Annotated in this window: 20 protein-coding genes; 9 read left to right on the forward strand and 11 right to left on the reverse strand. The window is 70.0% G+C overall.

Features of this window, described 5'->3' with window-relative positions:
- Positions 1 to 7 precede the first annotated feature (7 nt).
- On the forward strand, positions 8 to 1180 hold the full coding sequence (locus HF576_RS07515; RefSeq protein ID WP_168912202.1) for an acyltransferase family protein: 1173 nt from the start codon (positions 8 to 10) through the stop codon (positions 1178 to 1180).
- Here the strand turns inward: HF576_RS07515 and HF576_RS07520 are convergent.
- Positions 1168 to 2139 (reverse strand): helix-turn-helix transcriptional regulator, encoded by a 972-nt coding sequence (locus HF576_RS07520; protein WP_168912203.1) that lies wholly within the window; start codon positions 2137 to 2139, stop codon positions 1168 to 1170. The two genes, HF576_RS07515 and HF576_RS07520, sit on opposite strands and share 13 nt — an antisense overlap.
- 72 nt (positions 2140 to 2211) lie before the next feature.
- Between HF576_RS07520 and HF576_RS07525 the strand changes: the two genes are divergently transcribed.
- The 4 genes from HF576_RS07525 (at position 2212) to surE (ending at position 6303) form a co-directional block, all read left to right on the forward strand.
- Positions 2212 to 3351, forward strand: a complete 1140-nt coding sequence (locus tag HF576_RS07525; RefSeq protein WP_168912204.1) for an epoxide hydrolase family protein — start codon at positions 2212 to 2214, stop codon at positions 3349 to 3351.
- A 100-nt stretch (positions 3352 to 3451) separates the two neighbouring features.
- A complete protein-coding gene (locus HF576_RS07530; RefSeq protein WP_168912205.1) occupies positions 3452 to 4471 on the forward strand; it encodes an isopenicillin N synthase family dioxygenase in 1020 nt (339 codons plus the stop codon).
- A gap of 81 nt (positions 4472 to 4552) precedes the next feature.
- Positions 4553 to 5560 (forward strand): PfkB family carbohydrate kinase, encoded by a 1008-nt coding sequence (locus HF576_RS07535; RefSeq protein WP_168912206.1) that lies wholly within the window; start codon positions 4553 to 4555, stop codon positions 5558 to 5560.
- The gene (surE, locus tag HF576_RS07540) at positions 5557 to 6303 is read left to right on the forward strand and encodes a 5'/3'-nucleotidase SurE (protein WP_168912207.1); all 747 of its coding nucleotides are present in this window, start codon (positions 5557 to 5559) and stop codon (positions 6301 to 6303) included. The genes HF576_RS07535 and surE overlap by 4 nt, the downstream gene beginning before the upstream one ends.
- A gap of 221 nt (positions 6304 to 6524) precedes the next feature.
- Here surE and rpsO read toward each other — a convergent pair whose 3' ends face one another.
- Complete coding sequence (rpsO, locus tag HF576_RS07545) at positions 6525 to 6794, reverse strand: 30S ribosomal protein S15 (RefSeq protein WP_005048780.1); 270 nt, start codon at positions 6792 to 6794, stop codon at positions 6525 to 6527.
- Between the two features lie 240 nt (positions 6795 to 7034).
- Between rpsO and HF576_RS07550 the strand changes: the two genes are divergently transcribed.
- Entirely contained in the window at positions 7035 to 8348 is a 1314-nt protein-coding gene (locus tag HF576_RS07550; RefSeq protein WP_168912208.1) for an MFS transporter, read from the forward strand.
- Positions 8349 to 8431: 83 nt separating this feature from the next.
- Positions 8432 to 9463 (forward strand): DMT family transporter, encoded by a 1032-nt coding sequence (locus HF576_RS07555; protein WP_343234205.1) that lies wholly within the window; start codon positions 8432 to 8434, stop codon positions 9461 to 9463.
- Here HF576_RS07555 and HF576_RS07560 read toward each other — a convergent pair.
- On the reverse strand, positions 9426 to 9992 hold the full coding sequence (locus tag HF576_RS07560; RefSeq protein ID WP_168912209.1) for a YceI family protein: 567 nt from the start codon (positions 9990 to 9992) through the stop codon (positions 9426 to 9428). The genes HF576_RS07555 and HF576_RS07560 overlap by 38 nt on opposite strands.
- Positions 9993 to 10110: 118 nt before the next feature.
- Entirely contained in the window at positions 10111 to 11061 is a 951-nt protein-coding gene (locus HF576_RS07565; protein WP_168912210.1) for an AraC family transcriptional regulator, read from the reverse strand.
- Between the two features lie 108 nt (positions 11062 to 11169).
- On the opposite strand from HF576_RS07565, the gene HF576_RS07570 reads away from it, so the two are divergent.
- Positions 11170 to 11817: an NAD(P)-dependent oxidoreductase gene (locus HF576_RS07570; RefSeq protein WP_168912211.1), complete on the forward strand. Its 648-nt coding sequence runs from the start codon at positions 11170 to 11172 to the stop codon at positions 11815 to 11817.
- A 75-nt stretch (positions 11818 to 11892) separates the two neighbouring features.
- Here HF576_RS07570 and HF576_RS07575 read toward each other — a convergent pair whose 3' ends face one another.
- Positions 11893 to 12261, reverse strand: coding sequence for an FKBP-type peptidyl-prolyl cis-trans isomerase (locus tag HF576_RS07575; protein WP_168912212.1), 369 nt, complete (start codon positions 12259 to 12261; stop codon positions 11893 to 11895).
- 172 nt (positions 12262 to 12433) lie between these two features.
- Positions 12434 to 13660 (reverse strand): PrsW family intramembrane metalloprotease, encoded by a 1227-nt coding sequence (locus HF576_RS07580; RefSeq protein WP_168912213.1) that lies wholly within the window; start codon positions 13658 to 13660, stop codon positions 12434 to 12436.
- Between the two features lie 58 nt (positions 13661 to 13718).
- On the opposite strand from HF576_RS07580, the gene HF576_RS07585 reads away from it, so the two are divergent.
- On the forward strand, positions 13719 to 14582 hold the full coding sequence (locus tag HF576_RS07585; RefSeq protein WP_168912214.1) for a fumarylacetoacetate hydrolase family protein: 864 nt from the start codon (positions 13719 to 13721) through the stop codon (positions 14580 to 14582).
- Between the two features lie 60 nt (positions 14583 to 14642).
- Here the strand turns inward: HF576_RS07585 and HF576_RS07590 are convergent, their stop codons facing one another.
- The 5 genes from HF576_RS07590 to HF576_RS07610 all read right to left on the reverse strand — a co-directional run bounded on the left by HF576_RS07590 (position 14643) and on the right by HF576_RS07610 (position 19444).
- Positions 14643 to 15125 carry a DUF4190 domain-containing protein gene (locus tag HF576_RS07590; protein WP_168912215.1) on the reverse strand — a complete coding sequence of 161 codons (483 nt, stop codon included), beginning with the start codon at positions 15123 to 15125 and terminating at the stop codon, positions 14643 to 14645.
- Positions 15126 to 15208: 83 nt separating this feature from the next.
- Positions 15209 to 16696: an aspartate ammonia-lyase gene (locus HF576_RS07595; protein WP_168912216.1), complete on the reverse strand. Its 1488-nt coding sequence runs from the start codon at positions 16694 to 16696 to the stop codon at positions 15209 to 15211.
- 136 nt (positions 16697 to 16832) lie between these two features.
- Positions 16833 to 17744 (reverse strand): phosphodiesterase, encoded by a 912-nt coding sequence (locus HF576_RS07600; RefSeq protein WP_168912217.1) that lies wholly within the window; start codon positions 17742 to 17744, stop codon positions 16833 to 16835.
- Between the two features lie 69 nt (positions 17745 to 17813).
- A complete protein-coding gene (locus HF576_RS07605) occupies positions 17814 to 18146 on the reverse strand; it encodes a peptidase (protein ID WP_168912218.1) in 333 nt (110 codons plus the stop codon).
- Entirely contained in the window at positions 18143 to 19444 is a 1302-nt protein-coding gene (locus HF576_RS07610; RefSeq protein ID WP_168912219.1) for an inorganic phosphate transporter, read from the reverse strand. The genes HF576_RS07605 and HF576_RS07610 overlap by 4 nt, the downstream gene beginning before the upstream one ends.
- Positions 19445 to 19636 lie beyond the last annotated feature (192 nt).

Below are 19636 nucleotides of genomic sequence, written 5' to 3' on the forward strand. Positions count from 1 at the left end.
GGTGACGATGACCAGCAGCGCTCCGCCAGCGGCGGCACCGCCGACCGGGTCGATCCCGCGGGCGCGGCGACGCACCCCGTTCTGGGACAACGCACGTTTCGCCTGCATCGTCCTGGTCGTCCTGGGTCACGCGGTGCAGCGCCTGACGTACGACTCCGACGTCGCGCTGGGTCTGTACCTGCTCGTCTACGCGTTCCACATGCCGGCGTTCGCGATCATCTCGGGGTACTTCTCCAAGTCCGAGTCGCCGACGAAGACGCAGATGGCCCGCGTCATCACCGACATCCTGGTGCCCTACGTGATCTTCGAGGGTCTGTGGACGCTCACGAAGTGGCTCGTCGAGGGCCGCGCGACCGCCAATCTGACGGAGCCTTCCTGGACGCTGTGGTTCCTGCTGGCGCTGGGCATCTTCCGCCTCGTGCTGCCCTACCTCGCGCTCCTGCGCTGGCCGCTGGTCTGGACGCTCGCGATCTCGATCGGGGCCGGCTACGTGCCGAACATCGACTCGACGTTCTCCCTCTCGCGCACCCTCGGTCTGCTCCCCTTCTTCGCGCTGGGCTGGTGGCTGCGCGAGCACCGAATCGTCGACCGCCTGAGGCTGCTCGACCGGCGACCGTGGTGGGCGATCCCGGGAGGGATCGGCCTGTTCGTGGTCGCGGGGTGGGCGGCCTGGTTCTTCGTCGACGGATGGCGCGAGATGAACCTGCGCGAATGGCTCTTCTACGACGACAACTACGCCGCGATCGGTGGCACGCAGTGGTGGGCCGGCGGTGTGCGGCTCGCCCTGATGGCGGTCGCGCTCGTGCTCTCGGCTGCCTTCTTCGCCCTCATTCCGCGCGGCGGCCACTGGTGGACGCACTTCGGGCAGTACACGATGTACGTCTACCTGCTGCACTCGTTCGTGCTGTACCCCTTCCGAGAGAACGGGGTGCTGCGCCATGCCGAGCCGACCTGGATCTGGCTGCCGCTGGTGATCGTGCTGTCGGTGCTCATCGCGCTGGGCCTTTCGACCAAACCGGTGCGCCGCATCTTCCGGCCTCTCATCGAGCCACGGCCGACGTGGCTCTTCGCCGACCGCACGCTGGCCTCGCGTGAGGGCCGTCGCAACGATCCCACCGGCTCGCGGCGACCGCGGGAGGGAGACCGGATGCCGCGGCCCGACCCGCGTCAGAACGGCTGAGTCCGCGATCCTGCGGCCGCGCGCGTGTAGACGTCGGCCAGGTGCAGCAGGTGCGGCACGAGTTTGGACGGCGAGTCGACGGTGAAGTCCATGCCGAGCATGCCGATGTAGGCGGCGATGGTCTCGAGGCTGTCGGCGCCGGTGACGAGGACCGAGGTCCGCTCGTCGACGGCCTCCACCACTCCGACCGTGGGGTTGATGCGGGCGACCACGCGATCGGCGGGCGCGTCGATGCGCAGCCGGGCGTGCACCTTCCATCCGCTCGCGGCGATCGAGCGCAACGCGAAGGCGGTGTAGTCACCGCCGGGGACGGGCACCGGCGCGAAGGACCGCCGGGTCGGCATGCGCGGTTCGACCCAGTCCAGCCGGAAGGTCTCCCACTCTCCGTCTTCAGGGTCCCGGGCGACCAGATACCAGCGGCGCTGCCAGCTGAGCACACGGTAGGGCTCCACGCGCCGCGGCTGTCCGCGATAGTCGAAGCGCAGCCACTCGACGTCGCGGACCGCCTGCGCGACGGCCCCCAGCGTCCGGGAGTCCACTTCGGGATCCGGCGCGTCGGTGCCGACGTTCTCGGGGGCGCGGTCCACGGTCGCCGCGACAGCGTCGACGGTCGCCCGCAGTCGCGCGGGCAGCACCTGCAGCAGCTTCGCGAGCGCGCGGGCTCCGGCATCCGCGATCCCCGTCACCCCCGGCGCGACTCGCAGTCCGATCGCCACCGCCACCGCCTCATCGTCCTCCAGGAGGAGCGGCGGCATCTTGCCACCGGCGCCCAGCCGGTACGAGCCGGCACGGCCCCGCGTCGCATCGACCGGGTATCCCAGCGAGCGGAGGCGCTCGACGTCGTTGCGGATGGTGCGCGCCGAGACTCCGAGCCGTCCGGCGAGCTCCGGACCGGTCCAGCCCGCGCGTGCCTGCAGCAGACCCAGGAGCGCCAGCATCCGCGCCGACGTGTCAGCCATGGCGCAACCTCTCGTGGCGGATTCGGGATATCAGGAACGAAACCTGCCTATATAGACCATAACGTCAGTGTCATGAGCAACGCAACCGCCTCCACCGCCATCCGCCCCTTCCGCGTCGAGATCGCACAGGCCGATCTGGACGACCTCCAGGCCCGCCTCGCTCGCACCCGCCTGCCCCAGCCCGCGCCGGTCGACGACTGGGAGTCGGGCACCCCGACGTCCTACCTCCGCGATGCCGTGGCGCGGTGGCGCGACGGGTTCGACTGGCGCGCCGCCGAAGCACGCATGAACGAGCACCCGCACTTCACCACCGAGATCGACGGGCAGACGATCCACTTCGTCCACGTCACGTCGGCGCACGAGAACGCCACCCCGCTGCTGCTGGCCCACACCTACCCGGGCTCGTTCGCCGACTACCTGGACGTGATCGGCCCCCTCGTGGACCCGGTCGCGCACGGCGGTCGCGCCGAGGACGCGTTCGATGTCGTCATCCCCGACGCGCCCGGCTTCGGCTTCAGCCAGCCCGTCACCGAAGCCGGCTGGACCACGGCCCGCGTCGCCGCCGCGTACGACACCCTCATGCGCCGCCTCGGCTACGAGTCGTACGGGATCCACGGCAGCGACAACGGCGCCATGGTCGCCCGCGAGCTCGGACTGCTCGACCCCGACGGCTTCCTCGGACTGCACGTGCTGCAGCTGTTCTCGTTCCCGTCGGGCGACCCCGCCGAGTTCGAGAAGCTCGAGCCGCAGGACTACGCCGGGCTCGAGCACATGCAGTGGTTCCAGTCCGTCGGCGGCTACAACACCATGAACGCCTCCCGGCCGCAGACCATCGCGGCCGGTCTGTCGGACTCCCCCGTCGGGCTGCTCGCGTACTCCGAGCTGTTCAACTCGTTCGGCAACGGCACGAGCCTGGTACCCCTGGACGCCATCCTCACCGAGGTGAGCATCGCGTGGTTCGCCAACGCGTCGGCCGGGATGTCGCGGGCCTACCGCGAGAACGCCCTCGCCGAGGCGGAACCACGCGTGAGCGCGGCACGCACCGGCGTCGCCGTGTTCGCCGACGACTTCCAGACGATCAAGGTCTTCGCCGAGCGCGACAACTCCCACATCGTGCACTGGAGCCGCTTCGAGCGGGGTGGACACTACGCCGCGCTCGAAGTCCCCGAGGTCCTCGCCGGCGACATCCGGGCCTTCTTCGCCACCGCGTGACAGCAGCAGCGGCGGTGCCCGGGACCACGGTCCCGGGCACCGCCGCTTAACCCTGTGCAACAAAGGAGCGGATGCCGCGGCATCCGCCTAATCTCACCTCATGACCGACCTCAACCTGCCGATCCTCGACCTGTCGCAGCTCGATCAGGGGCCTGATGCGGCCGCGCGCTTCCGCGACGACCTGCGCGCGGCCACCCACGACGTCGGATTCTTCTATCTCACCGGCACGGGTGTCACGCCGGAGCTCGAGTCCCGCCTCCTCAGGGTGGCCCGGGACTTCTTCGCGCTTCCCGAGGCCGACAAGCTCGCCATCGAGAACGTCAACAGCCCGCACTTCCGCGGCTACACCCGCGTCGGCGGCGAGCGCACGCAGGGCAGGGTCGACTGGCGCGAGCAGATCGACATCGGACCCGAGCGCGAGGCGGTCGACGACCCCGCGGCACCCGACTTCGCGCGCCTGATCGGACCCAACCTGTGGCCCGCAGCGCAACCCGAGCTGCGCGACGTCGTGTCGGAATGGCACGACCACCTTTCGGGTGTCGCCCGCAGGCTGCTGCGCGCCTGGGCGCTCTCGCTGGGGGCGCCCGAGACGTACTTCGACGAGCACTTCGGCGAGCCGTCCACCCTCATCAAGATCGTCCGGTATCCCGGCAAGGAAGACCCCACGCCCCAGCAAGGCGTGGGGGCGCACAAGGACTCCGGTGTTCTCACGCTGCTCTGGGTGGAGCCCGGGAAGGGCGGCCTGCAGGTGGAGCGCGACGGAGACTGGGTGGATGCGCCGCCGGTTCCCGGCGCATTCGTCGTGAACATCGGCGAACTCCTCGAGTACGCGACGCAGGGCTACCTCATCGCGACGAAGCACCGAGTGATCTCGCCGCGTTATCCCGACGACCGCATCTCGGTGCCGTTCTTCTTCAACCCCGCCCTCGACAAGCGGCTGCCTCTCATCGAGCTGCCCGCCGCGCTGGCGGCGCAGGCCAGGGGCGTCACGCAGGACCCGACCAACCCGATCCACGCCCTGTACGGCGAGAACGCGCTGAAGTCCCGGCTGCGCGCCCATCCGGACGTGGCCGCGATCCACCACGCCGATCTCGTCGCCGCGCGGGCCGCGGCATCCTGAACCCGACCTCTCCCTTGCACGGCCCGCCCGGCCTCTGCAAGGGGGTGCCCGCGTCACGACGCACGCCATAGCGTGGCCGACATGAGCGACGTGACGATTTTCGCGCCGTCCCCGACGCTCACGGTGACGGTCGAGGAGCACGGCGGCGAGCCCGACATCCACGTGCACGCCGGCGGCCAGGGCGTCTGGCAGGCGCGCATGCTGCTGCGACTGGGCGCGTCCGTGACGATGTGCTGCACCCTCACCGGCGAGGTGGGACGGATGCTGCGCCACCTGCTGGAGGACGAGGGCATCGGCGTCGCCGGCCTCGAACGTCCCGGAAAGGGGTCGGCGTACGTGCACGACCGCCGCGGCGGCGAGCGGCGGGTGATCGCCGAGACGGAGGGCGAGCCGCTGGCCCGGCACGACCTCGACGAGCTGTATGGTCTGACGCTGCGCGAGGGCCTGGCATCGGGCCTGGCCATCTTGAGCGGCCCGGCCGGCGACGAAGCCCTGCCCGCCGACACCTACCGGCGACTGGCCGCGGATCTGCGAGAAGGGGGCGCGAAGGTCATCGTCGACCTCGCCGGTGAGAGGCTCGACGCCGCCCTGGAAGGCGGCGTCGACGTGCTGAAGGTCAGCGACGAAGAGCTCACGCGGGGCGGGTTCGTCACGAACGGCTCGGTCGCCGAGATCATGACGGCGATGCGAGCGCTCCACGGCAAAGGGGCCGAAGCGGTCATCGTGTCGCGGGCCACCGATCCCCTCCTCATCCTCGACGCTCAGGGATTCGCCGAAGTGACCCAGCCGCGCATGTCCGTCGCCGACACGCGCGGTGCGGGCGATTCGCTCACGGCAGGGGTCGCCGCCGGCATGGTGCGGGGCGAGCGACCGAGGGATGCCGTGGTCACCGGTGCTGCCGCCGGAGCCCTGAACGTCACACGCCACGGACTGGGCACGGGCGATGCCGACACGATCGCGAAGCTGCGCGAGTCGGTGACGGTCAGAGAGATCCTCGATGATTCCGCCGCGCACATCTCGCAGCCGGTCACCGGTCACGTGAGCCCGGACGGTCTCGCGGCCCTCGCCGAGCCGGAGGACGAGCGATGACGCGTGCACTCATCACCAACGACGACGGCATCGACGCGCCGGGACTGCACGTCCTCGCGCGCATGGCGCGGGATGCGGGGTTGGAGGTGACAGTCGCTGCCCCCGCACGCCAATCGAGCGGGTCGAGCGCCTCGATCGTGGCGGCAGAGGAGGACGGGCGCATCGCGATCGAGCGACGGGAGCTTCCCGAGCTCGACGGCGTACCCGCCTTCGCCGTACGCGGCGGCCCCGGACTGATCGCGTTGATCGCCGCCCACGGCGCGTTCGGCGACCCCGCCGAGCTGGTTCTGTCGGGCGTGAATCACGGCGCGAACGTGGGCCGGGCCATCCTGCACTCCGGCACCGTCGGCGCGGCTCTGACCGGCGGGCTCAACGGGGCGTGGGGAGCGGCCGTGTCACTGGATGTCGGCATGAACCCGACCGAGTTCCACTGGGATGCCGCGGCCTCCGCCGTCGTGGACCTGCTGCCCTTCCTGCTCGAGCGACCGCGCGGGACCGTCATCAACGTCAACGTCCCGAACTCAGCCGCCAACCAGGGCGTGGCCGAGGCGGCGCTGGCCCCCTTCGGAATCGTGCAGACCACGCTGTCGGAGCGGGGGGTCGGCCACATCCGGCTCGCGGTCGAGGACCTGCCGAACACGCCCGAACCCGGCAGCGACGCCGCACTTCTCGCCGAGGGCTGGGTCACGCTGACCGGCCTCGACCCGGTCTCGCACGTGCCGCTCGGCTTCGCCACGCGCTGACCCGGATTCGGCCTCTGCCTCTGCTCGGCGACAGCACGCGCGAAAACACCAGTCCGTCACGCGACACGCCGGGGACGGGGCATCCGCATCGGCGCGTCCTCGTCACCGACTGGTGTTTCGGCATGGGAGAGGAGGATGCCGGAGACGACGAGAGCCGCCCCACACCGTGGGGCGGCTCTCCAAGAAAGTTTTGCGCGATTGAACGCTGGTCGCGATGTGCCTTAGCGGCGCAGTCCGAGACGCTCGATCAGCGACCGGTAACGGTTGATGTCGATGTCCTGGAGGTAGCCGAGCAGACGGCGGCGCTGACCGACGAGCAGGAACAGCCCACGACGCGAGTGGTGGTCGTGCTTGTGCTCCTTGAGGTGCTCGGTCAGATCCTTGATGCGCTGCGTCAGCATCGCGACCTGCACCTCGGGGGATCCGGTGTCACCGGGGTGCGTCGCGTACTCTTCGATGATCGCCTTCTTGACGTCTGCTTCCAGTGCCATAAAGTGATCCCCTTTCTCGTCGTTGCGCGGTGCCCGACGCCTGCTGCGTGAGCTCTCTTTATCCGCGGCCGATCAAACGGCAACCTCAAGAGTCTACCAGCCCATCGCCCGGCCCGACCACCAGGCTCCCGCTGCGGACCGGCACGCGGCCGCCGCTACGCTCGAACGCGTGCAGCACACCGCCCGCGACGCCCCCGGAAGCCGACGCGGACCGCTGATGGAGACCGCCGGGGTCGCCTCGTGAGCGCGGCCGGCGAGCATCGCAGCCACTTCATCGACCTGCGGCCGTTCCGCGCCAGTCCCGCGTTCGCGCGCATGTGGATCGGGTCCACCCTGGCCGGGCTCGGCGGGCAGCTGACCATCGTCGCGATCATGCTTCAGATGTACGACCTCACCGGCTCCACGTTCGCGGTGGCGATGATCGCGGTCGCGGGGCTTGCGCCGATGATCGTCGCCGGCATCTACGGCGGCATGCTCGCCGACGCGTTCGACCGGCGTGCCGTCGCGCTCATCGCCGCGACCGTGACGTTCGGCTCGACCGCGCTGCTCGCCGTCCTCGCCTGGACGCAGCTCGAGACGGTGTGGTGGCTGTACGCGCTCAGCATCGTCAACTCCGCGGCGAACTCGATCGTGCTGGCGACGCGACAGGCGATCGTGCCACGCCTGCTCCCCCGCGAGCTGCTGCCCGCGGCATCGGCGCTCGGCGGCATCACGTTCGGGATCATGGTGATGGCCGGGCCCGCCCTCGCCGGCGTGCTGGTCGCCCTCACCGGCTACGCGTGGACGTACACGCTCGACGTGGTGCTGATGACCTCACTCTTCCTCGGACTGTGGACCCTTCCCACGCTCCGCCCCGAGGGCCAGATCGTCCGGCCCGGCCTCGAGTCGCTGCGCGACGGGTGGCGGTTCCTGCGCCGCGCCTCCAACATCCGCCTGCAGTTCATCCTCGACATCATCGCGATGACGTTCGGGCAGCCGTTGTCGCTCTTCCCGGCGATCGGCGCGGTCCTGCTCGGCGGCGGACCCATCACGACGGGACTGCTCACGGCGTCGGTGGCCGCGGGCGCGTTCGCGTCCAGCCTGTTCTCGGGTCGTGTCGGGGCCGTTCGGCGGCAGGGCCTGGGCATCGAGCGGGCGATCATCGTCTACGGTGGCGCGATCACGGCCCTCGGTCTCGTTCTGGGGTCGGCCATGCTCGGGTGGTTCTCCCCAGGGGAGGTGGACGAAGACACCCCCAACGTCGTGCTCATCGGCCTCGCCTGCGCCGCGCTGGCCGTGTCGGGCGCCGCTGACAACGTCAGCTCGATCTTCCGCAACACGATGGTGCAGGCTGCAGTGCCCGATTCCATCCGCGGAAGGCTGCAGGGCATCTTCATCGTGGTGGTCACGGGCGGCCCGCGCCTGGGCGCCCTCTACGCCGGCACGCTCGCGACACTGACCGCCCTGTGGTTCCCGCCGCTCCTGGGCGGATTCATCATCATCGCGCTCGTGGCGACGCTCGTGCGATTCAGCCCGCTGTTCCGCGCCTACGACGCCGAGAACCCGGTGCCATAGCGGAACGGTCGCGCATCGGCGGATTTCGGACGTCGCACCGGCCCAGGCGTCGGCGCCGCCGACCGCGCGCGTACCGTGGCCTCGTGACCACCATCGAGACGCCGCCTGCGACCCGCGCCGCGCGCGCACCGTCCGCGCGCTGGGTCACGATCCAGTTCGTGCTCGCCGGCATCGTGTGGGGCGCGAGCTTCCTGTTCATGAAGGTGTCACTCACCGGGATCTCACCCGCCCAGGTCGCGTGGACGCGCATCCTCCTGGGTGCGCTCACGCTGGGCGCGCTGGTGCTGCTGCGGCGCGAGCGCCTGTCACGCAGCGTGCGCGTGTGGGCGCATCTCCTGGTGCTCGGCCTGACGTTCTGCGTCATCCCGTTCCTGCTGTTCTCCTGGGCTCAGCAGCACGTCAGTTCGGGCGTCGCGAGCATCTTCAACGCGACGACGCCGATCATGACGGCGATCATGGCGTGGCTCGTGTTCCGCGTCGAGCGCCTCAAGGCTCTGCAGGTGCTCGGCATCGGCGTCGGCATCCTCGGGGTCGTCGTGATCATCGCGCCATGGCAGGGCGTGGCGCTCGACGGCAGCCTCGTCGCGGAACTCGCCATCCTCGGCGCGACCGCCAGCTACGGATTCAGCTTCGCGTACATGCGGCGCTTCGTCTCGAGCACGGGGATGTCGGCGATCGCGTTCACGTTCGGCTATATCGCCATGGCGGCCGCCGTGATGGCGGTGCTCACCCCGTTCCTCGTGCTGACGCCGGTGCGGCTGGACGTGCCGATCGTCGTCAGTCTGGTGCTGCTCGGCTGCCTCGGCACGGGCATCGCATACGTCTGGAACCAGAACACGGTGCGCGCGTGGGGACCCACCCGCGCATCGACGGTGACCTACATCACGCCGGTGGTCGGCGTGATCCTCGGGGTGCTGATCCTCGGCGAGACGATCAGCTGGAATGAGCCGGCCGGCGCGCTGGTCGTGTTCCTCGGGATCCTGCTGGCGCAGGACCGGCTGCGCCCGGGCCGGCGGCGTAGAAACGATGAAGGGACGGATGCCGCGAGCCCACGGCATCCGTCCCCCTCCTCGGCGGTCAGTCCTGCTGCAGAGCGCCCTGCAGGTCGAGCGTGATCGTGATGTCCTTGCCGACGAGCACGCCACCGGTCTCGAGCGCGGCGTTCCAGGTCAGGCCGAAGTCCTCGCGGTTGACGATCGCCTTCGCGGTCGCACCGGCCTTGTAGTTGCCCCACGGGTCGATGCCGAAGCCGCCGAACTCGAAGTCGAACGTGACGGGCTTGGTCACGCCACGGATGGTGAGGTCGCCGTCGACCAGGAAGTCGCCGTCCTGCACGCGCACGCCGGTCGAGCGGAACTCCATGGTGGGGTGGTTCTCGGCGTCGAAGAAGTCCGCCGAACGCAGGTGGTTGTCGCGGCCGTCATCCTTCGTGTCGACCGAAGCGACGTCGACGCTGGCCTCGACCTTCGCCTCGAGCGGGTTCGCCGGTGCGATCAGGGTGGCGCTCTTGAGTCCGAAGGTGCCGCGCACCTTCGAGATCATCATGTGGCGCACGCTGAACGAGACCTCGCTATGCGCGGGGTCGAGCACCCAGGTGCCCGTCTTGTAGCCGGGAACGTCGATCGTGGTGGCGGTGTCGGTCATGCTCATCCTTCGTCTCGGGGCCCGTCGCGGTGCGCGACGAGCATTACCCCGGTCCAACGCGGATGTCCGAGGTATCTATTCCCGTGAATGCAAAAATTCAGACGCCGGATGCCTCGCGTCAAGCCGCCGCGGCGCGACGTACCCGACCCGGGGTCTCGCCGGTGGTGCGCGAGAACGCGCGGCTGAACGCCGCCTCCGAGCCGTACCCGTGCGCAGCGGCGACGGCCGCGACGCTCTCGCCGCTCGCGAGCATCGCGCGCGCCGCGCGCATGCGCGCTGCCACGACATAGGCCATCGGCGGCACTCCCACCATCGCCGTGAACCGCGCCGCGAAGGCCGAACGCGACATCGCGGCCCGTCGGGCGAGCTCGGCAAGCGTCCAGGGGTGCCCCGGTTCGCGATGGATGGCAGCCAGGGGCGCGCCCAGGAGCGGATCGCGCAGGGCGGCGAGCCAGCCCGTCGCCGCATCCGGCTCATCTGCGAGCCATGCCCGGACGGTCTCGACGACGAGCACGTCGGCGAGGCGGGTGGCCACCGCCTCACCACCCGGCCGCGGATCGCGCAGCTCGCCCGCCAGCAGCGGGACCAGGGCCGCCATCACGGGATGCCGCGCCGAATCCACCTGGACGACCGCAGGCAGCACGGCGAGCATGTCGTTGACCGCCGGCGAGTCGAAGGCGACGACGCCGCACAGCATCGCCAGCTCGGCGTCCTCTTCGGCAGCACCGAGCCGCAGCACCGAGAACGCGTCGCCCAGCAGTGTCTGCGGTAGCAGGTCGGCGCGCCCGAGAACGGGAGCACCCGGGCGTGTCGCGACGCGGTGCCCGATCCCCCGCGGGACGAGGGCCAGCATGCCGGCGTCGAGCCGCTGCGACTCCTCGCCGTCCACCTCGAGGAAGGCGGTGCCGCGCGCCACGATATGGAAACTCAGTGTGTCGGGGAACTCCGGCATCGACACCGCCGCCTCGCCGGCGGCCTCCGTCCACGAGTAGAACGCCCCGCGCATCCGAAGCTGGTACAGCGCCTCCGTGAGCGGGTCCTCGCGGTCCCAGGGCATCGGCGTCGCCATTCAGCCTCCTTGGACGATCGATCAAGTAATGCGTACATCTGACGATAGAACATCCAAACCGGCGATGCCAGAGTCGGAGACATCCCCTCCCCGACGAATGGAGACACCATGAACATCCTCGTGATCGGAGCAACCGGCGGCTCCGGCCGCGCCGTGTGCGACGCCCTGCTCGAACGCGGCCATCGCGTGACCGCCCTGGCCCGGCGCGCCTCGCGGCTCACGCCTCGTGCCGGCCTGGAGCGGGTCGACGGCGATGCCACCGACCGCGCCACCCTCGACCGGCTCCTCCCCGGCCACGACGCGGTCGTGGTGACGCTCGGCATCTCCGAGCCGATGCTCCGCGTCCGGCTGCGCGGAGCACAGGGCACCCCGGACGACGTCCGCTCCCGCGGCACCGCCGAGCTCATCCGTGCCGCCCGCGCCGCCGGCGTGCGGCGCGTCATCGTGCAGTCGTCCTATGGCGTCGGCCCGACGAGAGACCTGCTCGGCCTGGTCGACCGCGCCTTGTTCGCGCTCATGATCAAGCCGCAGATCTTCGACTCCGAACTGCAGGAGAGCCTGCTGCGCGGGTCGGAGCTGGACTGGACGATCGTCCAGCCTGTCCACCTCACCGACCACGAGGCGGCCGAGCGGTTCACGTCGACCGACGGCCGCACCCGCAACCGCAAGGTCACGCGGCGTGCGGTCGCAGAGGTCCACGCCGACCTGGTCGAGCAGCACAGCATGATCGGCGAGACGGTGTCGGTGTCGGGCTGAGTCGACGACCGGTACAAAGACGGAAGGGACGGATGCCGTGGCTCACGGCATCCGTCCCTTGCACGTGGGCGGGGGTCAGCCGACCGCGATGAGGTCGATGATGAAGATGAGGGTCTTGCCGCCCAGGAAGTGCCCGCCAGCGGGGCCGTAGGCGAGGTGCGGCGGGATGACGAGCTCGCGGCGTCCGCCGACCTTCATGCCCGGGATGCCGTCCTGCCAGCCCTGGATGAGGCCGCGGAGCGGGAACTGGATGCTCTCGCCGCGGTTCCACGACGAGTCGAACTCCTCGCCGGTCTCGTACTCGACGCCCACGTAGTGGACGGTCACGGTGTCGCCGGGCTTCGCCTCGGCGCCCTCGCCCACGATGATGTCGCGGACGACGAGGTCGGCGGGCGCCGGGCCCGCGGGTGCGTCGATCTCGGGCTTGGTTCGGTCGTCAGTCATGGAACCATCCAAGCACGCTCGCCGCGAGCGCACGCGGCGAGTTCGCCGAGAGGGAAACCGAGCCGTCCTGCTTCAGAACTCAGCGCTCGGTGCCGCGGCGATGCCTGCGTGTCAACCGAGCGCTGAGTTGGCCTGACTTCAGGATGCCGAGGCACCTCAGCGGTGTCAAGAGCTACGGAGCGAACATCGCGGCGCGTGTCGCGGCGGTGCGCGAGAGCAGTTCGCGCTCCTCCGACGCGGCATGCGGGTCGCGCCCGGTGAGGGCCCGCTGCCGCGTCGCCGCGAGCGCGGTGGCGTCGGCGATGAACCCCTTCATGAGCGGTGTGCGGTCGCCGCGGAGGGTGCGCGCCCACGCCATCGCGGTCCGGCGGCCGGCCGACGTGGCCAGCATGTCGACCTCCTGCGGGGTGAACCAGCCGGCCGCGGCGTATTCGCCGAGGCGCCGCCGGGTCAGGCGCGATTCCTCGCGGCGCAAGGCGATCACCCCGAGGATGAAGCCGGCGAACAGCGGGATCTGCAGGGTGAGGTACAGCACGAAGAAGTCGCCGAACAGGGCGGACCCGTTCCACAGGGCGTGCAGGGCGATCGCCCCGGCCAGGCCCAGCAGCCACGGGCCCACCGCCTGACCCGCCGTCACTCCGCGACGTGCGGCGAGCCCGAGGGCGAAACCCGTCACGCTCGTGAACATGACGTGCGCGAAGGGAGACAGGATGCCCCGCACGAAGAAGGTCGCCGACGTCTCGGCAGCGCCGCCCTCGATGAACGCCAGCGCGAAGTACTGGATGTTCTCGGTGAACGCGAAGCCGGCGCCGACGAGGGCGCCGTAGACGATGCCGTCGACGGGACCGTCGAACGCCCGCCGCGCGGTGGCGAAGATGAGGAAGACGCCGATCCCCTTGGCCAGCTCCTCGACGATCGGTGCCTGCACGACGACGGAGAACGCCTCGCGCAGCGGGGACGCGTCGACTCCGATGGCGAGCGTGATGAGCAGGTCGACTCCGAGTGCGATGCCGACCGCGGCGACGGCTCCCCACGCCACGGCGAGGACGAGCAGGCCGCGGGGCTCGGGTTCCCACCGATCGACCAGCCGCACCGCGAACAGCACACCCGCCAGGGGAAGCAGCGCCAGCACCATGCCCACGAGCGATGCTCCCGGCCCGATCGCGTTGAGGAAGTACCCCACCAGCGCAACCAGCACCAGGACGAGCAGCCCGACGATCCAGATGGTGGCGGTCCGCCCCCGCCGCGGAGCCGCGCCCGCGACCGGGACCGGCGCGGGTGAGGTGGCCGGCGGTGCGATCACGGCGGGAGCCGCGTGACGGGGCTGCGACAGCGCCGACGCGAATTCGGGCGGGGTGAGCGAGGGCCGGGGCTGAGCGGGGCCCTGATCGTGCGTCATGCGCCCAGCCTAGAACCGACGCGCCGCCTCTCCGGAAGCGGCCAGGTAGGTTGGAAGGATGCGCTTCGCCCACGTCGTCCCGCCCGGATCTGACGCCCCGCGGCTCATCCTGGTCGATGGCGATGAGGCCGTGTTCGTCGACGAGCTGTTCGACGGCGCGCCCCGGCTGCTCGAACAGCTCATCGCCGGCGGCGATGACCTGCTGGAGCGCGTGCGAGAGACCGCGCCGACCGGGACGAGGCATCCGCTCTCCGGTCAGCGGTACGCGTCCGCCGTGCTCTCCCCTCCCGTGATCCTCGCGATCGGACTGAACTACGCGGCCCATTCCAGCGAACTGGGGCTGAAGACCGACTCGACGCCGACCGTGTTCGTGCTGTGGCCGAACTCGCTGGCCGGGCACGACGACACCACCATCTGGCCGCGCTCGCTCAGCGAGTCCGTCGACTACGAGGCCGAACTCGGCGTGATCATCGGAAGCCCCGCGAAGGATGTCGCGCCCGAGACCGCTCTCGAGCACGTGTGGGGCTACACCGTCGTCAACGACATCACGGCGCGCGACATCCAGTACTCCGAGGCGCAGTGGTCCCGCTGCAAGTCGTTCGACGGGTTCACGCCGACAGGCCCCTTCGTCGTCACCGCGGACGAGGTCCCCGACCCGCAGGACCTCCACATCTGGACGGTGCTCGACGGGCGGACGATGCAGGATGCCACGACCGCCCAGATGGTGCGGCCGGTCTCGACTCTGATCGCACACCTCTCGAAGTCCGCGACGCTGCTGCCGGGAACGCTCATCTCGACGGGGAGCCCGGGTGGAGCGGGCTATTCGCGCGACCCGCAGGTGTTCCTGCGCGACAGGTCGACGGTCACCGTCGGGATCGACGGCATCGGCTCGCTCACGACGCACTGCCGCATCCTGGACTGAATGCGAAGAGGGCGGACCCGCGTCGCGGATCCGCCCTCTTCACTGGGCGCGAGACTCAGCTCACGGGCACGTGATCGTGAGCCCGGACGTCGTCGTGTGCGTGCCGGAGCCGACCTGCGCGCAGAACTCGGCGATCTGGGCTGCACCGGCGGCGGCGATGCTCACCAGCGCGATCACCACGATGATCGTGATCACCAGGAAGACCGAGCCGAGGATGATCGCGGCCAGCGCCCAGCCGTTCTTGTGCCCGGCCTTCTTGCTCTGCACGAGCGCGACGATGCCGAGGATGAGGCCGATGAGCGACGCGAAGAATGACACGATGAACGCGACGATGCCGAGCGTCTTGCCCGGGACGGGCGCGTTCTCCGGAGCGCCGTATGCGGGCGGCGGTGCCGTGGGATACCCGGAGGCGGCGGGCGCCGCTGCCGGCGCTGCCGCCGGCGGAGCGTCGTAGGCGGGCGGGGCGTCGTAGGCCGGCGGCGCCGGCGGCACGCTGCCCGAGGCGGGCGGCGCGGGGTCGGCGGGGTTCTGCGGATCGGTCATGTCGTTTCCTCTCGATGGCGGGGGCTGAGCACGACCGTATCGGCACCGGCGACCGCGGGCAATCGTCCGCGCCGGGATCCGGACTACGGAGTCCGCGGATCGTCGCCGTGCTCGCTGGCCGGATCACCCACCGGCGGGATCACCGGGATCGCCGCCGTGATCGCCTCAAGCCCCGACAGGCGCGCCGGCGAGAGCTGCTTGACGACGTCCTCGCGCGACATGAGCCCGGCCTCGACGACGAGGTCGGCGACGCTACGACCTGTCAGCAGCGCGGTCTTGGCGAGGGCTGCGGCGGCGGAATAGCCGATGAACGGCGTCAGCGCGGTGATCACGCCGACCGATGAGCCCACCATGCCGCCCAGCCGCTCGCGGTTCGCGGTGATGCCCTCGACGCAGTTGACGCGCAGGGTGTGCATGCCGCGGCGCATCCAGGTGATCGACTGGAAGATCGAGTGCGCGATCACGGGCTCGAATGCGTTGAGCTGCAGCTGGCCGCCCTCGACCGCCATGGTCACCGTAAGATCGGCGCCCGCCACTGCGAACGCGACCTGATTCACGACCTCGGGGATCACCGGGTTCACCTTGCCGGGCATGATGCTGGACCCTGCCTGCCGCGCCGGCAGATTGATCTCGCCGAATCCGGCCTGCGGACCGGACGAGAGCAGACGCAGGTCGTTGCAGATCTTCGACAGCTTGATCGCGTTCCGCTTGAGCGACGACGAGAACGACATGAACGCCCCGGTGTCGCTCGTGGACTCCACGAGGTCGGTGGCGAGGTCCAGGTCGAGCCCGCTGATCTCGCGCAGGTGCCGGAGCACCGCCTGACCGTACCCGGGATGCGTCGTGATGCCGGTGCCGATCGCCGTGGCGCCCATGTTGATCTCGTAGAGCAGGTACGCGTTCTCTTTGAGCCGGCTGTGGTCCTCGCCGAGCGTCGTGGCGAATCCGTGGAACTCCTGACCGAGCGTCATCGGCACCGCGTCCTGAAGCTGCGTACGTCCCACCTTCAGCACGTCGTGGAACTCGACCGCCTTGGCCAGGAAGGCCTTGCGCAGCAGATCGAGCTCATCCAGCAGCGTGAGCAGATCCAGCCCCAGCCCGACCTTGATCGCTGTCGGGTAGACGTCGTTGGTCGACTGGCTGCGATTGGTGTCGTCGATCGGCGAGAGGAAGGCGTAGTCCCCCTTCTCACGGCCGGCGAGCTCGAGCGCGATGTTGGTGATGACCTCGTTCGCGTTCATGTTGGTCGACGTGCCGGCGCCGCCCTGGATCACGCCCACGACGAACTGGTCGTGGTACTGACCGTCGATGACCAACTGCGCGGCGCGATCGATGAGGTCGGCCTTCTCGGCGTCGAGGACGCCGATCTCCTTATTGGCCCGTGCGGATGCCTGCTTGACCATCGCGAGCGCCTTGACGAGGTCCTTGTAGACCGAGATCGGCCGCTTCGAGATGGGGAAATTCTCCAGCGCGCGGGCGGTGTGGATGCCCCAGTACGCGTCGCCGGGGATCTCCAGCGATCCCAGGGAGTCGGTCTCGGTGCGGGTTCGCATCATTGCGTCCAGTGCCATGTGTGCAGTCCTCGTGGGTCGATCACAGCGGTGTGCGGAGATGCCTCGAGACTACCCGCGCGCCGCTCGGCGGCCGCTGTCCACGAAGTACAACCGCATCGCTCGGCCATACGCCGCGGCGAACCCGCGCGCCGCGTCACGGGCGCTTGCGCGAGAAGGCCTCGAGCCTTTCCTCCGGCGTCAGCCGCGACATCCGCTCGAGCCACTCCGCCGAGAAGTAATCGCCGGTCGGAGCGTCGACGACGGGCACGACCGCGTGCGTGATGGTGTCGTCGTACACGTGGACGAGGTGGAACGACTGACCGGCGTCCATGCCGTTGACGTCCACCGCCGGCCGCGCGAGATTCATCGTGTAGCAGCTCGCTGCGGCGACGCTCACGGGCACGCCCGCGAAGGTCCCGCTCGTCGAGTAGTGCAGGTGTCCGGCGAGGATCGCGCGCACGTCGGTGCCGGCGATCGCCTCGGCGAAGCGCCCCTGATCCCGCAGCTCGAGGATGTCGAACAGCGGCACGTGCGAGGGCAGCGGCGGGTGGTGGAGCGCCAGGATCGTGCCCAGCGGAGCCGGCACCGCCAGGACCTCGCTCAGCCACTCCAGCTGCCGCATGTCGAGGTCGCCGTGATGCCAGCCCGGGACGGTCGAGTCGAGTGCGATCAGGCGCAGACCGTCCAGATCCCACACGCCCGTCACCGGCTCCTGCGTCGGCTCCAGATCGAGCAGGCTCCGCCGCAGCTCGGGCCGCTCGTCGTGGTTGCCCGCGATCCACACGACCGGCGCGCCGAGCCGCTCGGCGAACGGCTCCACGACCGCCCGCAGAGCCGCGTACGCCTCCGGCTCACCCAGATCCGTCAGATCGCCGGTGAAGACGACGGCGTCGGGACGGATGCCGGTGGCCTCAGCCGCCTCGAGGGTGCGCGCGAGGTTCGCCGCGGTGTCGAACCGCCCGCCGAGCGGGCGATTGCCCGCCAGCAGGTGCGTGTCGCTGAGATGCAGGAGGGTCCGCCTGGCAGGCGGATACTGACCGAGTTGGACCGATGCCGCAGGGGTCATGCGCTCAGCCTAAGCGGTGGTCGCGACGCCCGCGCCGGCGATGCGGGCCGCGTCGCGGCATCCGTTCCGTCAGTGGTTGAAGACGATCAGCAGGATGCCGCCGACGACGGCGGCTGCGCAGACGCTGAACGAGCCGTACGCTCCAACGAGTGCCAGCCGCTTCTGCGCGTCGGTGAGCGGGTTGCGCTTGGCCGCCTTCGCCGCGGCCTTCTCGGCCCGGCGCGCCTCCTTCTCGGAGATGACGGTGATGGCGTCGGTGAACTCCGCGGGGGCGACCACCGGCGGTCGTCCCGCGCGGACGAGGAGTCGCAGTCCCAGCGCGTAGAACCCGACCACCAGGACGGCCGCGGTGAGGGCGGCGGCGAACACCTGGACGAACGCGAACCAGTCGATCGCGATCATCGCGCGCCTCCGTCCTTCGGGGGCCGCGTCGATCGCTCGGCAGCCTTGGCGGCCTTGGCCGCCTTCTTCGCGGCGGTCTGCTCCGCCGCGCGCGTGCGCGCCTCCTCGCGGGCGATGGCCCGCTGGCGGCGGGTGGGCGGCGGGTTGCGCTTGACCTTGACGGCGCGGCCCGATTCCGCCACCTCGCTCATCGCATTGGACGCGGTGACCTCGTTGCGACGCGAGCGCAGGAAGATCGCGAGGATCACCGCGGCGGCGAGCACGGCGTCGATGATGATGCCCCAGAAGCCGAGCCAGGTCACGATGAGCGCGGCCAGAGCACCGACCGCACCGGCAGCGGGCAGGGTGAGCACCCAGCCCACCATGATGCGGCCCGCGGTGCGCCAGCGAACCTGCGAGCCACGTCGCCCGAGTCCCGATCCGATGACCGAGCCCGACGCGACCTGCGTGGTGGACAGCGCGAAGCCCAGCGCGCTGGATGCGAGGATCGTCGCCGCGGTCGAGCTCTCGGCGGCGAAGCCCTGTGCAGGCTTGACGTCGGTGAGCCCCTTGCCGAGCGTGCGGATGATGCGCCAGCCGCCCATGTAGGTGCCCAGCGCGATCGTGACCGCACACGCGAAGATGACCCACCACTCGGGCTCAGGGTGGTCCTGCAGACCGACGGTGATCAGCAGCAGCGTGATGATGCCCATCGTCTTCTGCGCGTCGTTGGTGCCGTGCGCCAGCGCCACGAGCGACGACGTGAAGATCTGACCGATGCGGAAGCCGTCACGTCCGTCGGGCTTGCCGTCGTAGCGGCGAGTCAGGGCGTACGCGATCTTGGTCACCGTGAACGCGATGATCCCCGCCGTCAACGGCGCGATGAGCGCGGGCAGGATCACCTTCGACATGACCACGCCGAAGTCGATCGCGGTGACGCTGACGCCCACGATGGTCGCGCCGATCAGTCCGCCGAACAGAGCGTGGGACGAGGACGAGGGCAGGCCGAGCAGCCACGTGAGCATGTTCCACGTGATGGCGCCGATGAGGCCCGCGAGGATCACCGCAGGAAAGACCGACTCCGAGATCTGATCCTCGTAGATGATGCCGCCCGAGATGGTCTTCGCCACCTCCGTCGACAGGAATGCACCGACGAGGTTGAGCAGTGCCGCGAGCAGCACCGCGGTCTTGGGCTTGAGCGCACCGGTGGCGATCGGCGTCGCCATGGCGTTGGCGGTGTCGTGGAAGCCGTTCGTGAAGTCGAAGAACAGCGCCAGTGCGATCACCAGCACGACGGTGATGAGGGTTGCGGTTTCCACCGTTCGCTTTCCGGGAAGAAGGGATGTGGATGCCGACGGGATCGGCGTGACGAACGAAGAGTTCACCAGGTGTTCAGGAACCGGCAACCGGCCAGAAAGAATCCTACATCGGCGGTCCCGCGGTTCAACTCGCCCGGCTGCGGTGTGAATGCCGCCGGCCGGCATGCTCGCGGCTTCCAATCCGCTTCCGTC

The organism is Microbacterium salsuginis, from assembly GCF_012524205.1.
Taxonomy (GTDB): domain Bacteria; phylum Actinomycetota; class Actinomycetes; order Actinomycetales; family Microbacteriaceae; genus Microbacterium; species Microbacterium salsuginis.

Bases quoted from the DNA above. Each gene is read 5' to 3' on its own strand.
- HF576_RS07515 (WP_168912202.1), top strand. From the start codon at position 8: ATGACCAGCAGCGCTCCGCCAGCGGCGGCACCGCCGACCGGGTCGATC.
- HF576_RS07520 (WP_168912203.1), bottom strand. From the start codon at position 2,139: ATGGCTGACACGTCGGCGCGGATGCTGGCGCTCCTGGGTCTGCTGCAG.
- HF576_RS07525 (WP_168912204.1), top strand. From the start codon at position 2,212: ATGAGCAACGCAACCGCCTCCACCGCCATCCGCCCCTTCCGCGTCGAG.
- HF576_RS07530 (WP_168912205.1), top strand. From the start codon at position 3,452: ATGACCGACCTCAACCTGCCGATCCTCGACCTGTCGCAGCTCGATCAG.
- HF576_RS07535 (WP_168912206.1), top strand. From the start codon at position 4,553: ATGAGCGACGTGACGATTTTCGCGCCGTCCCCGACGCTCACGGTGACG.
- surE (WP_168912207.1), top strand. From the start codon at position 5,557: ATGACGCGTGCACTCATCACCAACGACGACGGCATCGACGCGCCGGGA.
- rpsO (WP_005048780.1), bottom strand. From the start codon at position 6,794: ATGGCACTGGAAGCAGACGTCAAGAAGGCGATCATCGAAGAGTACGCG.
- HF576_RS07560 (WP_168912209.1), bottom strand. From the start codon at position 9,992: ATGACCGACACCGCCACCACGATCGACGTTCCCGGCTACAAGACGGGC.
- HF576_RS07565 (WP_168912210.1), bottom strand. From the start codon at position 11,061: ATGGCGACGCCGATGCCCTGGGACCGCGAGGACCCGCTCACGGAGGCG.
- HF576_RS07570 (WP_168912211.1), top strand. From the start codon at position 11,170: ATGAACATCCTCGTGATCGGAGCAACCGGCGGCTCCGGCCGCGCCGTG.
- HF576_RS07575 (WP_168912212.1), bottom strand. From the start codon at position 12,261: ATGACTGACGACCGAACCAAGCCCGAGATCGACGCACCCGCGGGCCCG.
- HF576_RS07580 (WP_168912213.1), bottom strand. From the start codon at position 13,660: ATGACGCACGATCAGGGCCCCGCTCAGCCCCGGCCCTCGCTCACCCCG.
- HF576_RS07585 (WP_168912214.1), top strand. From the start codon at position 13,719: ATGCGCTTCGCCCACGTCGTCCCGCCCGGATCTGACGCCCCGCGGCTC.
- HF576_RS07590 (WP_168912215.1), bottom strand. From the start codon at position 15,125: ATGACCGATCCGCAGAACCCCGCCGACCCCGCGCCGCCCGCCTCGGGC.
- HF576_RS07595 (WP_168912216.1), bottom strand. From the start codon at position 16,696: ATGGCACTGGACGCAATGATGCGAACCCGCACCGAGACCGACTCCCTG.
- HF576_RS07600 (WP_168912217.1), bottom strand. From the start codon at position 17,744: ATGACCCCTGCGGCATCGGTCCAACTCGGTCAGTATCCGCCTGCCAGG.
- HF576_RS07605 (WP_168912218.1), bottom strand. From the start codon at position 18,146: ATGATCGCGATCGACTGGTTCGCGTTCGTCCAGGTGTTCGCCGCCGCC.